Below are 13,988 nucleotides of genomic sequence, written 5' to 3'. Positions count from 1 at the left end.
ATATGTGTATGAGTGTTACTGCTTTTGTCCGATAGCCTTGTATTGGCGTATCATGGCATCGGCCAGTATAGCATTACTCTCGTTGGCACCGTACAGGGTGTCGTAAATCATCTTCACATCATCGCGACCGCCACCATGCTTCAAGGCGTAAACCACGCATAGGTTCTGCAGACCAACCGACTCAGACAGGATGTCAAGGTCGGTAACAGCCAACTGCGACAGGGCCAGCTGATAGGCTGTATCGCTCAAATCGTCGACCATGGCTTGTACATCGCCTAACGACTCCATGCCAAAATGCTCCAGAACGCGCAGGAACGGCATCAGTGAGGCGGGGAAAAGCTCGGCCTGGTTGACAGCGGCAATACGCTGGTTAAGACGCTCGAATGGGTGCAGCTCAAGATAGCTGCGGAACGAGTCGGTAGAGAGTGTTACATCGCTCAGGTTACCTGATTTTACCAGCGTTTGTATCTGTCGGCGATATTCGGTCATCGTGGTGCGCAGACGGCTGAATTCATCATCGGCCAACTCTAACATACCGGCCAGACGACTGAACTGTCGGCGATACTGTGGGGGCAGTTTAACGGCACCCTTGTAGCCGATGTCGTGTTCGATGGCCGACCATGTGTGCTGCAGTGCTGTACGTATCTGTATCTCGAAGGGAATGCTACCCTCGTGCAGTTGACAGATGTAGTGCAGCGAGTTATAGCCAAAGCTGTTGAAATCGTGCAGTTTGCGCTTATCAACAGAGTTGCTCCAGTCGATATCGAACAACTGACTGACGATGGCTGCTACCTTATCCACATCATCGGTATAGAAGGTAACAATGCGCAGGCCAATCAGGTCGGTAATATCGCTTAGCGAGTGATACTTCTCGCCCTTGCGCTCTAACTTACCAGCCAGTGACTCTACGCCCTTGATGCGGTGCTCGATGCTGTTAAGTTCGATACCCTGTTGCTGCATGGTAGTTTGTAACAGCTCGAAAATCTTGTTATCAAGCAGTATCAGTTGTGGCCGCAGGTCGATGAACTCCTGCAGCAACGCTTCGCAATGTGGCGACAGGCGCATTAGATAAACTCAAAAAGATTAATAAATCCAGTCATGGCAAACACCTGGCGCAGATCTTCGTTCATGTTGCGCAGATAAACATGGCTGCCTTTGGGCTTTGCGGCCTTGAGCAAACCTAGGAATAGGCGCAGACCACTTGATGAGATGTACTCGAGTGCTGTGCAATCAAGAATGATATCGTGACCAGAGCATTCGTAAAGTGGAGCCATACTCTTTTCAACCTCTGCTGATGCAGCCGTATCCAAACGACCTTCGAAGTACATCACGAAATTTTTCTCTTCTTCTTTGAATGTTGTTTTCATAACTATTTATTTTTTAGTGATATTTTTGCTGAGTGTGAGTAAATTCTTATTATCTACCCGCTCGTAGTTAATGGTATCCATTATTTGTCGTATCAGGTGAATGCCTAATCCGCCGATACTACGCTGTTCGGCTGAAAGCGTAGTGTCGACCTCGGCTTTGACCGTGGGGTCGAAGGGGGTACCGCTGTCGATGATGACAAACTTAAGATGCTCATCGTTTATCTGGGCATCGATATCCACATCGCCCTTACCATTAGGATAGGCATAGTTCATGACGTTAACCACAGCCTCTTCGATGGCCAGGTTAATCTTCATCGTTGTGCTCATGTCGAGACCTGCCGTCTCGCACACCTCATCTACAAATGCATTGAGCTGGGGCACTTCCTGCACATCGTTGGGCAGTGTAAGATGATTTTGGTAACGCACGTCGAATTGTTATTTAGTGTATTGAAGTACGACTTGTATCATCTGATAGATGATGACATGAGAAGAAACAGCCTACTCAAGATAGGTGTATCCGTAGAGTCCAGAGCGGTAGTTAGAGAGGAATTCCTTACCCTCGTCCAAACTGATTTTGCCCTGCTTTACGCTCTTGGCAACCCAAACTTCCAACTGGCGAACCAGCTTCTTGGGGTTGTACTGCACGTATTCCAGAACCTCTTCAACGGTCTCACCATCGATAATCTGGTCGATGTGGTAGGTGCCGTCCTTTTCGGAGATGTGAACGGCATTGGTGTCGCCGAACAGGTTGTGCATGTCGCCTAAGATTTCCTGATAAGCACCTACCAGGAACACGCCTAAGTAGTAAGGCTCGTTCTTTTTGAGTGCATGAACAGGCAGTGAGTGCGAGTTGTTGCGGTTGGTGGTAAAGTTTGCTATCTTTCCATCACTATCGCAGGTAATGTCCTGAATGGTTGCATTACGTGTGGGACGCTCGTCTAAACGCTGGATAGGCATGATGGGGAATACCTGGTCGATGGCCCATGAGTCGCTCAGACTCTGGAATAGTGAGAAGTTACAGAAGTACTTATCGGCCAGGAGCTTGTCAATCTTCATGAGTTCCTCTGGGATATGCTTCAGACTCTTGGCCAGGGCATGAATCTCGTGGCATACGCTCCAGTACATAGCTTCTACCTCAGCACGGGTTCTCAGGTCAACGATACCATGACTGAACAAGTCGAGAACTTCTTCACGTATTTGCTCGGCATCGTGCCAGTCCTCCAAGACATTACGTGGACTCAGGTTGTCCCAAATCTCATACAGGTCCTTAACCAGCTGGTGGCTGTTGGCATCTGGCTCAAACTCCTCGGGCATCTCGGGCAGAGAGGCTGTCTCAAGTACATCGATAACCAGCACTGAGTGGTGGGCAGCCAATGAACGGCCGCTCTCGGTAATGATATTGGGGTGAGGCAGTTCGTTCTTGTTGGCTGCTTCTACAAACGTGTAGATACAGTCGTTAACGTACTCCTGAATAGAATAGTTTACTGAACTCTCGCTGGATGGAGAACGAGTTCCGTCGTAGTCAACGCCCAGACCGCCACCACAGTCAACAAAATCTACGTTGTAGCCCATTTTGTGCAGCTGGATATAGAACTGCGAAGCTTCGCGAAGGGCTGTCTGGATACGGCGGATCTTGGTAATCTGGCTACCAATGTGGAAGTGGATGAGGCGCAGACAGTCGTTCAGTCCTTTCTTCTCCAGAAAGTCGAGTGCTTCGAGCAACTCTGCACTGGTAAGTCCGAATTTGCTGGCATCGCCGCCGCTCTCTTCCCATTTGCCTGAGCCGCTTGAGGCCAGTTTGATGCGGATACCGATGTTTGGTCGGATATTCATCTTCTTAGCCTCGCGAGCGATAATCTCGAGCTCGTTCATCTTCTCAACTACGATGAAGATCTGCTTGCCCATCTTCTGTGCCAGCAGGGCCAGCTCGATATAGCTCTGATCCTTATATCCGTTACAGATGATGATTGAGTCGCTTTGGCACTGCATGGCGATAACGGCATGCAACTCGGGTTTTGAACCTGCCTCAAGGCCAAGGTTGAATTTTCGGCCGTGCGAGATAATCTCCTCGACCACAGGCTGCATCTGGTTTACCTTGATGGGATAAACCACGTAGTTCTCGCCTTTGTAGTCGTACTCCTCGGATGCCTTTTTAAAGCAGCTCCACGTTTTCTCGATACGATTATCAAGAATATCGGGGAAACGCAACAGTACTGGTGGCGTAACATCACGCAGTGCCAGTTCGTCCATTACCTCGCGCAAGTCAATCTGTGTGCTGTTCTTGCTGGGGGTAACGTAAACATCGCCCTTGTCGTTGATACCAAAATAAGAAGTGCCCCAACCGTTGATGTTGTACAACTCCTTAGAATCCTCAATCGTCCATTTCTTCATTTTCTAAACGGATATGAATATGTTATAAATCTAATAGTTCTTTTATCTTGTCGACGCTAATCTTGATTTTCTCGTAGTTGTCCATCAGACTCACGTCGAGTGTATATTTGGCTTTAGTGTAGAAAGGCTCGCGCTTCTCCAGTTGCTGGCGGATAAAGGTTATCAGCTCCTCGGGGCTTTTACCTTTAATCAGCGGGCGCTCAACCTTGCCCATCAGCAGGTGGTTGTACAGTACCTCGGGATCGGCCTTCAGGTAAACCGTCAGTCCCTGCTGGTTCAGATAGTCCATATTGTCAAAGAAGCAGGGCGTGCCGCCGCCACAGCTAATGATTACATTCTCAAACTCTGCCACCTCGTGCAGCATGCTGTGCTCCATTTTTCGGAAACCCTCTTCGCCACGTTCGGCAAATATCTGTGCCACTGTTTTGCGCATGCGGCTCTCGATATACCAGTCGAGGTCGTAGAAGGTGGCACCTAACTCCTTTGAAAGAGCCTTACCGATGGTGGTTTTGCCGGCTCCCATATAGCCTATCAGAATGATGCGCTTCATGCCTCTGCCTCTGCTTTTGTGGTTGTCTTCTTAGTGGCGGCCTTTCTGCCAGCACCTTTTCTTGCACCTCGCTTGGCGGTTTTCTTATCACCCTCCTCGCTCTTCATCTGTTCGATAATCTTCATGCACTCGTCGTAGGTAAGATCCTTGGCGTTCTCGTGCAGGTTCTTTGGCAGGCGATAGTTCTGTCCGTCGTAGGCCAGGTAAGGACCGTAGATACCGTTCATAATCTCCAACTTGGGATCCTCAAGGAAGAACTTCATGTGCTTGGCTGCTTCCTGTCGGCGCTTCTCCTGGATGAGCACAATGGCCTCGTCGAGTGTGATAGCCATTGGATCGGCATCCTTTGGCAGTGATGCAAACATGCGGTCGTGCTTAACGTAAGGACCGAATCTACCAGCACCAACGCTTACGGGCAGACCTTCGAACTCACCCAAGTCGCGTGGCAGCTTAAACAGCTCCATAGCCTCTTCCAAGGTGATTGTTTCCATACTCAGCTCCTTAGGTAACTGGGCAAACTGAGGCTTGTCCTTATCCTCCGACGAACCAATCTGTACTACAGGTCCGAAGCGACCAATCTTTACAAATACTGGACGACCGGTCTTGGGGTCGTTACCCAGCTCGCGTTCGCCAGCCTTGAACTTCTGACGGCTGTTCAGAGTTTCCTCAACCGTTGGCTCAAAGTCCTTGTAGAAGTGCTTCATCATATCCTTCCACTTCTCGTCGCCCTCGGCAATCTTGTCAAAGTCCTGCTCTACCTTGGCAGTAAAGTTATAGTCCATGATGCCAGGGAAGTTTTCCATCAGGAAGTCGTTTACTACAGTACCAATGTCGGTAGGCAGCAGCTTGCCGCGCTCTGAGCCAGCCATCTCCTTACGGGTTTTCTGGGTAATCTGCTTACCCTTCAGCTGGTAGATAGAGTAGAAACGCTCTTCGCCTTTCTTATCACCCTTCATCACATACTCGCGCTGTTGGATGGTAGAGATGGTTGGGGCGTATGTTGATGGACGACCGATACCTAACTCTTCCATCTTGTGTACCAGACTGGCCTCGGTATAGCGCTGAGGACCGGCACTGAAACGCTCGGTGGTAAGGATTTCGCGACGTGTGAGCTCCTGTCCTTTCTTGATAACAGGAAGTGAGTGGCTGTAATCCTCGCCATTCTCGTCATCGTCGGATGATTCACGATATACTTTCAGGAAACCATCAAACTTGATAACCTCACCCTGAGCAGTGAATACCTCCTCGATACCATCGCTCTTGATGGTTATAGTGGTCTTTTCAATCTCCGCATCGGCCATCTGACTGGCGATAGTACGCTTCCAAATCAAATCGTAGAGTTTACGCTCCTGGGCACTGCCTTCGATCTCAGTCATATTCATGTATGATGGACGGATGGCCTCGTGCGCCTCCTGAGCGCCCTTTGAGTTGGTGTGATACTTGCGAAGTTTGCTATAGTTCTCGCCATAGAGGTTTACAATCTCGCTCTTGCTGGCGTTCAAACAGAGTTGCGACAGGTTTACAGAGTCGGTACGCATGTAAGTAATACGTCCGCTCTCGTACAGGTGCTGGGCCACCATCATTGTCTGACTAACGGTGAAGCCGAGCTTGCGGGCTGCTTCCTGTTGCAGGGTAGATGTGGTGAATGGGGGCGCAGGTGTACGCTTTGATGGCTTTTTAGTGATGGCATCGGCATAGAAAGTGGCTGTTTTGCACTTCTCCAGGAATTCCATCACTTCATCCTCGGTGCTGAAACGCTTGCTCAGCTGGGCTTTAACCTCCGAGGCTGAGCCATCGGGGTTAACAACGGCAAACACACCGCTGACACTATAATAAGGCTCGCTCTTAAAATTCTGTATCTCGCGCTCGCGCTCTACAATCAGTCGTACAGCAACACTCTGTACACGACCAGCCGACAGGGCGGGCTTAACCTTACGCCAAAGTACTGGTGAGAGTTTGAAACCAACCAGACGGTCGAGCACGCGGCGGGCCTGCTGCGCGTTAACCAAATCCATGTTGATATGGCGTGGATGCTCGATGGCATCGAGAATAGCCGATTCGGTAATCTCGTGGAATACAATACGGTTAGTTTTCTGTTCGTCTAATCCTAATACTTCGCAAAGGTGCCATGAGATGGCCTCTCCTTCGCGGTCCTCATCGGATGCCAGCCATACAGTCTCTGCCTTGCCGGCTTTTGAGCGTAAATCCTCTACCAGACTAACCTTCTCTTCGGGAATCTCGTATTCTGGTTCCAGCGTCTTCTCATCGATGCTGATTTCTCTTTTCTTCAAATCGCGGATGTGTCCGTAGCTCGACATAACCTTGTAATCCTTTCCCAGGAATTTCTCAATAGTCTTTGCCTTTGCGGGCGACTCCACTATCACTAAGTTCTTTTGCATATTCTGTCGCGTTATATTTCTTTACGGGCTGCAAAAGTAAGCAAAAAACTCTCTTCCACCTTATTTATATAGAGGATTTTCAGATTTATTAACAATTCTGTGCTAAGAAACGGTGTACGGCTTGGCGTATGGAGCGCAGTCCGAAACGCTCTACATACACCTCTCTGAGGGGTACCCACTGCAGTTCGGCGGCATCGTCGTCGGCTTTTACTACAGCCTCGCCTGTTACGTGGCACAGGAAGAAGAGGTCGAGTGTGTGTATGTCCATCCCCGAGTAATGGTAAACGTTGGGGATAGAGAACTGATACTCAACGGTTTCTGGATCGATATCGAGTCCGGTTTCTTCCTTGATTTCTCTCGCCATGCCCTCTTCGGCGTTCTCGTCGTTATCTACAAATCCGCCAGGCAGGTCGAGGGTGCCTTTGGCAGGTTCCTTGCCTCGTGTGGCTACTAGCAGTTCGCCTTTTTCGTTCAGGATAAAAGCGGCTGTTGATGCGCGTGGGTTCTGATAGAATGTAAACCCACAATTGGCACAATGGCGACTCAATGCATTGTGAATCTCAAAATCCTGACTGCCGCACTTGGGGCAGAATCGGAACACTTCTAGTGGATGCTCTGTCATAAGCGTTACCAGTTATCAGTTCTGAATGGGAATAATGGCAGATTGGCGCCGTTCTTTACGTTGCCTATCTGGAAATTTTTAAAGCAATAGCGTACAGCCACGGGCTTTTTTACCTGGGGCGATGATACCTTGATGGCCTCGTCCCAATAGCCGCCGCCAGGCTGCCAGAAGTGCTGGGCCTGAGCGGGATAGAATACCTTGTCGTCGCCTGCAATCTCAAAGCCTTGGATGTCTTCGAATGGGGCGTCGGTGTGGTAGTTGTTGTCTAAGTGGATGTAGATGGCATCGTCCTTAATGTTCATGTCCTTAAAAGTTGAACTTTGGTAGAGAACGCCCTCAAAACCATAGTCGCGAACCAAGGCTGTATAGGCCAGACGCTCGCCTACCTGCTGCTTCTGGGTAGGATGAATCTGACTGTACTCGTAGGGATATACCAGATCGTTGGTGCATACCAGCGAGCTGTTAGGAATCAGCTGCTGAGCCTTGAACTGCTGTTCGCGCAGCAGGGCGCCGCTGGTAGCATTGTTGTCATCGTCGTAACGATAGGGAGCTATCTGTACAAAGTAGAAGGGAATCTCTCCTAAAGCAAACTGACTGCGCCACTGATCGACCAAAAGTTTCAGGTGCTGAGAATACTGGTCGCCAGGATCGCCAACGTTCGAGCAGCCCTGATAGAAGAGGATGCCTTTAACGGTGAAGTTAAGGATTGGGTTAAACGTACCATTGCCCCATAGTAGCGAACGATGGTAGTCGTACTGGGCCCACTTTTTGCAAATCTCAACAGAGTCGGTAGGATCGTTGGTGTATTTCTCCAGATTCTCCTTGGTGAGCCAACTTTCTACACGCGAGCCGCCTTTGTTGGCTTCGATGAGTCCGATGGGGATGTCGAGTGCCTGATGAACGGTGCGGGCGAAGAAATAGCCTGTGGCCGAGAAATCGCCAACGGTTTTAGGTGAGCAGACGCGCCATTCGCACTGGGCATCGTTCTGGGGCGTGGCAGCCATTACGCTGGGAATCTTTACGCTTCGTACGCCAGCATGGTTCTTGGCATCAATCACTACCTGGTTATAATCCTTTACAGGACACATCCAGAACCCCTTAACGGGCATTTCCATATTTGATTGCCCCGCGCATACCCATACCTCGCCTGCCAGTACGTTGTTGATTGTAAGCTTGTCGCCATCGTCGAACGTAATGGATAGTGGGGTGTAGCTGGCTTTGGGTGTCTTTACTTTTACCAGCCACTCGCCCTGCTTGTTGGCTTTGGCTGTAGCCGTTTCGTTGCGCCACGAGGTGGTTACCTTTACCGTTTGTCCAGGTTTGGCCCATCCCCACAGGCGGGCGTCGGTTTGCTGTTGTAAAATCATATTGTCGCCAATCAGATGGGGCAATTTTACTTTGGCCTGACTGCCAAATGTAAACAATGCAAGAGCTGTAATAGCTAAGATTTTCTTCATAATTTATCGTAAAGTTTCAAGTTTCTGCCTGCAAAGATAATAAAAATCCGTAAAAACCACGTAATCCGTAGCTTTTTTTTAGTACCTTTGCGCCAAAATTAAAATTATTAAAACAATGAAGTGTGTTAGAATCCTATTATCAGCAGCATTGCTGACTCTTTCGACAACTATTTTTGCACAGAAACCTACCACCATGCCGCTCTGGCCAAATGGACCAGAAGTAGTGAGTTCGGATGGTAATGATCAGGCTGAACTAACTGTTTATCTGCCCGATGCCAACGAGGCTACTGGTCGCGCTGTAGTGTGCTGTCCTGGTGGCGGTTATAGTCATCTGGCTATGGGCCACGAGGGACATCAGTGGGCGCCTTTCTTTAATACGCAGGGCGTCGCTCTGATTGTACTGAAATATCGTATGCCTCATGGTAACCGTATGGTGCCTATCTCTGATGCTGAGGAAGCTATGAAGTTGGTTCGCCGCAATGCGGCCGAGTGGCATATTAATCCAAACGATGTGGGCATTATGGGATTCTCGGCTGGTGGTCATCTGGCTTCTACCATCGCTACTCATGCCAAAGGCGATACTGCGCCTAACTTTCAGATTCTTTTCTATCCAGTAATTACCATGGATTTAGGTTATACGCATAAGGGCTCGCATGATAACCTGTTGGGTGAAGCGCCTAAGGATAAGAAAGCGCTGAAGGAGTATAAGAAGTTGGAGTTTGAGTTTAGTAATGATTTGCAGGTGAATCGTACCACACCACGTGCTTTCTTGGCGCTGAGCGACGACGATAAAGCTGTGCCTGCTGCCAATGGCTTTAACTACTATCAGCAGCTGTATAAGCATGATGTGCCAGCTTCAATCCATATCTATCCTACAGGTGGTCATGGTTGGGGTTATCGCGAAACCTTTGCCTATCATTACGAGATGGTTTTCGAGTTGAAAGCCTGGTTAAAAAGTTTCTAAATTGTAGCGTATGTATTTTACAGGTATTATTATAGCTGCCAGTACTTTCCTGGCTATTGGCGTGTGGCATCCGATTGTTATTAAAACCGAGTATTATTGGGGCACACGTCCCTGGATTGTATATCTCATTGTGGGGTTGGCTTGCATCGCTGGCGCCCTGTTTATCGAGAATGCTATCCTTTCGTCTATCGTAGGTGTGTTTGGCGCCTCCGCCTTGTGGGGCATCGGTGAGCTGTTTGCTCAAAAGAAACGTGTAGAGAAAGGCTGGTTCCCCAGGAATCCTAAGCGCAAGTACTAAAAAGAAAAATCCCTTCCAGAATCGGAAGGGATTATTTATTTACAAAAGCTTTTTGATTTCAGCTTCAAGGTCTGCTATCTGAGCAGCTCGCTTAACCAGGTTGTTGCCGCGGTCGATAACAAAGAAGTCGGGAACAGCCTGAATGTTGTAGAGTGTCAGACGCTGTGAACCTGCGCCGTCCTCGTCGCGAACGCTAATCCAAGGCAGTGCAGCTGTCTGCTGTTTCCAGAAGTGCTCGTCGCTGTCGAGGCTTACCTGGAAAATCTCCAGGCCCTGTGCGTGATATTTATTATACAATTCGCGCAGCTGGATGATGCGTGCAGGAGAATCCTTGAGAGCAAATACATGGAAGTCGAGCAGTACAACCTGACCCTTCAAATCTGTCAGATGGCGCATGTTACCTTTGTTGTCGAGCAGAGCGATATCAAGTACGCCTGCCTCCTGTACCTTGCTGGCTTCAATCTGGATATCAGCATTCTGGGCTGCTACAATACGCTGGTTCTTCATGCCCTCGATGGCAATGTTGTGCAGGTTCTGTCCGCGCTCAGCGTGTGGGTAATAAGTGTCCCAGCTGGTAGCAACGGCTGCAAAAGCCTTGATATCTTCCTTGTTGGCACGAGGATTGAAAATCAGGTAGTTGCCGATAGCCTGGAACAGAGCGAAGTAGGCATATGCCTTGTAAGGCTCTTTGTAGATATAGTTGCGCTTAACCTCTTCCTTGTAAGCGTTAATCATGCTCTGGATGCTGTCGTTGGCCTTGGCAATGCCTAACTCGGTGTTGCTCTGCAGCGCGATGGCCTTAGCCTGCAGGTCGATCTGCTTGAGTGCCAGCTCGCGAATCTTCTCACAGTTCTCAGAACCGCTGATGGTGTAGTTTGATGCCATACCAGGATACTGACCCTTAACCTGAACAGTCTCGGTAGAATCGATGCTTACGTTGATAATCTGGTCGGCAATGCGCAAACGATAGAACTCAGGGGCTGTAGTGGCATCCTGACTGAACGAGAAGTCGCCATTGTCGTTAAGCTTTACAGAGTCGAGCACGTTAATGCCCTCCAAACCTACGTTTTCGAAGTAGAGCACAGAATCCTTAGCACCGGCAATCTGGCCCTCAACGGTAAACTTATTGTTGTTGCACGAGGCAATCGATAATGCAGCCAGAACTACGGCTGCTGCTTTACAAATATGTTTCATTTTTTCTAATTAGAATTTCGTTTTGCGGGTGCAAAGATATAATTTTTTTAGTGAATAGTGAAGAGGAATAGTGAAAAATTAAAAAAAATATTGAGTTTTCTCGTTTATTAATATAATTATGTGTATCTTTGCGGCTGTTTTTTATATTTTAGATGTTTTATTAAGATGAACGTAATTACAAAGACCCTTCAATTGGCTGATGGACGTACCATCACCATTGAAACCGGGAAAGTGGCAAAACAGACCGACGGCTCTGTTGTTCTGCGTATGAACAACACCGTATTGCTCGCCACTGTTTGTGCCGCAAAAGATGCAGTTCCCGGAACAGATTTTATGCCTTTGCAGGTAGATTATCGTGAACAGTACAGCGCAGCCGGACGTTTCCCCGGTGGATTTACCAAGCGCGAAGGCAAAGCCAGCGACAACGAAATCCTGACATCACGACTGGTGGACCGTGTTCTTCGTCCACTCTTCCCTTCGAACTATCACGCTGAGGTATTTGTGAATGTAATGCTGCTCTCAGCCGATGGTGTTGATCAGCCCGACGCCCTTGCAGGTTTTGCTGCTTCGGCTGCTCTGGCTTGCTCGGATATCCCATTCGAGTGCCCCATCAGTGAGGTTCGCGTAGCCCGTGTCAACGGTGAGTATGTTATCGATCCTACCTTCGAGCAGATGAAGGACGCCGATATGGACATCATGGTTGGTGCATCGGCCGAGAACATTATGATGGTAGAGGGAGAGATGAAAGAGGTGTCAGAACAGGATATGATCGGCGCTCTGAAGGCTGCTATGGCTGCTATCAAGCCAATGTGTGAGCTTCAGGCTGAACTCTCAAAGGAACTTGGTAAGGATGTTAAGCGTGAGTACGACCACGAGGTGAACGATGAGGAGCTGCGTGAGCGTATGAACAAGGAGCTGTACCAGCCCGCTTACGATGTTACCAAGCAGGCTCTGCCCAAGCAGGACCGTGCTGATGCCTTCGAGAAGATCCTGACAGACTTCAAGGAGAAGTATGCTGCTGAGCATGCCGATCTGACTGAGGATGAGATGGAAGAGAAGTATGCCATGATGGATCGTTACTATCATGACGTTGAGCGCGACGCTATGCGCCGTTGTATCCTCGACGAGGGTATCCGTCTCGATGGTCGTAAGACCGACGAGATCCGTCCTATCTGGTGCGAGGTTTCGCCTCTGCCAATGCCTCACGGAAGCTCAATCTTTACTCGTGGTGAGACACAGTCGCTTTCTACCTGTACTCTGGGTACTAAGCTTGATGAAAAGATGGTTGACGACGTGCTTGAGCATGGTTATCAGCGCTTCTTGCTGCACTATAACTTCCCTCCATTCTGTACTGGTGAGGCCAAGGCCCAGCGTGGCGTAGGTCGTCGTGAGATTGGTCACGGTCACCTGGCATGGCGTGGACTGAAGGGCCAGATTCCTGAGGACTTCCCTTACACAGTTCGTCTGGTAAGCCAGATCCTTGAGTCTAATGGTTCTTCATCAATGGCTACCGTATGTGCTGGTACACTCGCCCTGATGGACGCCGGTGTTCCTATGAAGAAGCCTGTTTCGGGTATCGCCATGGGTCTGATCAAGAATCCTGGAGAAGATAAGTACGCTGTATTGAGCGATATCCTCGGCGACGAGGACCACCTGGGTGATATGGACTTCAAGACCACCGGTACAAAGGATGGTCTGACCGCTACTCAGATGGATATCAAGTGTGATGGTTTGAGCTTCGACATTCTCGAGAAGGCTCTGATGCAGGCTAAGGCCGGTCGTGAGCACATCCTGAAGTGCCTGACCGATACTATCGCTGAGCCACGTGCTGAGATGAAGCCTCAGGTTCCTCGCATCGTTCAGATGGAGATTCCTAAGGAGTTCATCGGTGCTGTAATCGGCCCTGGTGGTAAGATTATCCAGCAGATGCAGGAGGATACTGGTGCTACTATCACTATCGACGAGGTTGACGGTGTAGGTAAGGTTCAGGTATCAGCTCCTAACAAGGAGAGCATCGATGCCGCTATCGGTAAGATTAAGGCTATCGTAGCTATTCCTGAGGTAGGCGAGGTTTACGACGGTGTGGTTCGTTCTATCATGCCTTACGGATGCTTTGTTGAGATTATGCCTGGTAAGGACGGTCTGTTGCACATCAGCGAGATCGACTGGAAGCGCCTTGAGACCGTTGAAGAGGCTGGTATCAAGGAGGGCGACCACATTCAGGTTAAGCTCCTGGAGATTGATCCTAAGACAGGTAAGTACAAGCTCTCTCATCGTGTACTGATTGAGAAGCCTGCCGATTATGTTGAGCGTCCTGCTCGTGGTGAGCGTCGTGAGCGCCCAGAGCGTAATGGCGAGCGTCGTGACCGTCGTCCCGACCGTGGCGATCGTCGCAACGGTGAGCGTCATGGTGAGCGCCGCCCACGTCCTGAGCAGCAGCAGACTGAGGCTCCAAAAGAGGAAAAGCCAAAGGACTTCAGCGACTCGTTAGATAACATGGATTTCTAAGAAAGAAATCTTAAAAATACAGAAAAGCGTTAAATTTGTCTAAATTTGACGCTTTTTTCTTTTGCGCGTACCTTATATAATAAAAATAGTTAGTACCTTTGCACACCGATTTAGGGGAGAGACTTAGAATCCCCGTGAAATGTTGTGTGAATAGCGGTGTCTTTGGCCGGGCATGGCGGTTCGTGAATCAGCGTTTCTTGCGACGTTAGACTGACAACCGGGAGTTAGACCCTGGGAG

At 49.3% G+C, this 13,988-nt stretch carries 12 protein-coding genes; 3 read left to right on the top strand and 9 right to left on the bottom strand.

Features of this window, described 5'->3' with window-relative positions:
• Window positions 1–15: 15 nt before the first annotated feature.
• The 8 genes from BLU97_RS01560 to BLU97_RS01525 all read right to left on the bottom strand — a co-directional run bounded on the left by BLU97_RS01560 (window position 16) and on the right by BLU97_RS01525 (window position 8,786).
• Window positions 16–1,065 carry a GTP pyrophosphokinase family protein gene (locus BLU97_RS01560; protein WP_074759935.1) on the bottom strand — a complete coding sequence of 350 codons (1,050 nt, stop codon included), beginning with the start codon at window positions 1,063–1,065 and terminating at the stop codon, window positions 16–18.
• The gene (locus BLU97_RS01555) at window positions 1,065–1,367 is read right to left on the bottom strand and encodes an STAS domain-containing protein (RefSeq protein ID WP_013063616.1); all 303 of its coding nucleotides are present in this window, start codon (window positions 1,365–1,367) and stop codon (window positions 1,065–1,067) included. Before BLU97_RS01555 ends, BLU97_RS01560 begins: the two co-directional genes overlap by 1 nt.
• Before the next feature lie 6 nt (window positions 1,368–1,373).
• Complete coding sequence (locus BLU97_RS01550) at window positions 1,374–1,793, bottom strand: ATP-binding protein (RefSeq protein ID WP_074759934.1); 420 nt, start codon at window positions 1,791–1,793, stop codon at window positions 1,374–1,376.
• 72 nt (window positions 1,794–1,865) lie between these two features.
• Entirely contained in the window at window positions 1,866–3,758 is a 1,893-nt protein-coding gene (gene speA / locus BLU97_RS01545) for a biosynthetic arginine decarboxylase (protein ID WP_074759933.1), read from the bottom strand.
• Between the two features lie 22 nt (window positions 3,759–3,780).
• Window positions 3,781–4,308 (bottom strand): shikimate kinase, encoded by a 528-nt coding sequence (locus tag BLU97_RS01540; RefSeq protein WP_013063930.1) that lies wholly within the window; start codon window positions 4,306–4,308, stop codon window positions 3,781–3,783.
• Entirely contained in the window at window positions 4,305–6,707 is a 2,403-nt protein-coding gene (topA, locus tag BLU97_RS01535; RefSeq protein WP_013064748.1) for a type I DNA topoisomerase, read from the bottom strand. The genes BLU97_RS01540 and topA overlap by 4 nt, the downstream gene beginning before the upstream one ends.
• Before the next feature lie 88 nt (window positions 6,708–6,795).
• The gene (locus BLU97_RS01530; RefSeq protein ID WP_074759932.1) at window positions 6,796–7,329 is read right to left on the bottom strand and encodes an NUDIX domain-containing protein; all 534 of its coding nucleotides are present in this window, start codon (window positions 7,327–7,329) and stop codon (window positions 6,796–6,798) included.
• Between the two features lie 5 nt (window positions 7,330–7,334).
• Window positions 7,335–8,786 carry a sialate O-acetylesterase gene (locus BLU97_RS01525; protein ID WP_074759931.1) on the bottom strand — a complete coding sequence of 484 codons (1,452 nt, stop codon included), beginning with the start codon at window positions 8,784–8,786 and terminating at the stop codon, window positions 7,335–7,337.
• Window positions 8,787–8,901: 115 nt separating this feature from the next.
• Between BLU97_RS01525 and BLU97_RS01520 the strand changes: the two genes are divergently transcribed.
• Both BLU97_RS01520 and BLU97_RS01515 read left to right on the top strand, forming a co-directional pair.
• On the top strand, window positions 8,902–9,750 hold the full coding sequence (locus BLU97_RS01520; protein ID WP_074759930.1) for an alpha/beta hydrolase: 849 nt from the start codon (window positions 8,902–8,904) through the stop codon (window positions 9,748–9,750).
• Window positions 9,751–9,760: 10 nt separating this feature from the next.
• The gene (locus BLU97_RS01515; RefSeq protein WP_074759929.1) at window positions 9,761–10,048 is read left to right on the top strand and encodes a DUF4491 family protein; all 288 of its coding nucleotides are present in this window, start codon (window positions 9,761–9,763) and stop codon (window positions 10,046–10,048) included.
• Between the two features lie 39 nt (window positions 10,049–10,087).
• Here BLU97_RS01515 and BLU97_RS01510 read toward each other — a convergent pair whose 3' ends face one another.
• On the bottom strand, window positions 10,088–11,242 hold the full coding sequence (locus BLU97_RS01510; protein WP_074759928.1) for a TlpA disulfide reductase family protein: 1,155 nt from the start codon (window positions 11,240–11,242) through the stop codon (window positions 10,088–10,090).
• A 165-nt stretch (window positions 11,243–11,407) separates the two neighbouring features.
• Between BLU97_RS01510 and pnp the strand changes: the two genes are divergently transcribed.
• Entirely contained in the window at window positions 11,408–13,750 is a 2,343-nt protein-coding gene (gene pnp / locus BLU97_RS01505) for a polyribonucleotide nucleotidyltransferase (RefSeq protein ID WP_074759927.1), read from the top strand.
• The last annotated feature ends 238 nt before the right edge of the window (window positions 13,751–13,988 follow it).

Source organism: Xylanibacter ruminicola, from assembly GCF_900107775.1.
In the GTDB taxonomy this organism is placed as follows: domain Bacteria; phylum Bacteroidota; class Bacteroidia; order Bacteroidales; family Bacteroidaceae; genus Prevotella; species Prevotella ruminicola_C.
The sequence above is the reverse complement of the archived record's forward strand: the minus strand, read 5'-3'. Positions and strand labels throughout refer to the sequence as shown.

What these genes read in the sequence shown, in the direction of transcription:
- BLU97_RS01560 (WP_074759935.1), bottom strand. Translation starts at nt 1,065, where the DNA reads ATGCGCCTGTCGCCACATTGCGAAGCGTTGCTGCAGGAGTTCATCGAC.
- BLU97_RS01555 (WP_013063616.1), bottom strand. Translation starts at nt 1,367, where the DNA reads ATGAAAACAACATTCAAAGAAGAAGAGAAAAATTTCGTGATGTACTTC.
- speA (WP_074759933.1), bottom strand. Translation starts at nt 3,758, where the DNA reads ATGAAGAAATGGACGATTGAGGATTCTAAGGAGTTGTACAACATCAAC.
- BLU97_RS01540 (WP_013063930.1), bottom strand. Translation starts at nt 4,308, where the DNA reads ATGAAGCGCATCATTCTGATAGGCTATATGGGAGCCGGCAAAACCACC.
- topA (WP_013064748.1), bottom strand. Translation starts at nt 6,707, where the DNA reads ATGCAAAAGAACTTAGTGATAGTGGAGTCGCCCGCAAAGGCAAAGACT.
- BLU97_RS01530 (WP_074759932.1), bottom strand. Translation starts at nt 7,329, where the DNA reads ATGACAGAGCATCCACTAGAAGTGTTCCGATTCTGCCCCAAGTGCGGC.
- BLU97_RS01525 (WP_074759931.1), bottom strand. Translation starts at nt 8,786, where the DNA reads ATGAAGAAAATCTTAGCTATTACAGCTCTTGCATTGTTTACATTTGGC.
- BLU97_RS01520 (WP_074759930.1), top strand. Translation starts at nt 8,902, where the DNA reads ATGAAGTGTGTTAGAATCCTATTATCAGCAGCATTGCTGACTCTTTCG.
- BLU97_RS01515 (WP_074759929.1), top strand. Translation starts at nt 9,761, where the DNA reads ATGTATTTTACAGGTATTATTATAGCTGCCAGTACTTTCCTGGCTATT.
- BLU97_RS01510 (WP_074759928.1), bottom strand. Translation starts at nt 11,242, where the DNA reads ATGAAACATATTTGTAAAGCAGCAGCCGTAGTTCTGGCTGCATTATCG.
- pnp (WP_074759927.1), top strand. Translation starts at nt 11,408, where the DNA reads ATGAACGTAATTACAAAGACCCTTCAATTGGCTGATGGACGTACCATC.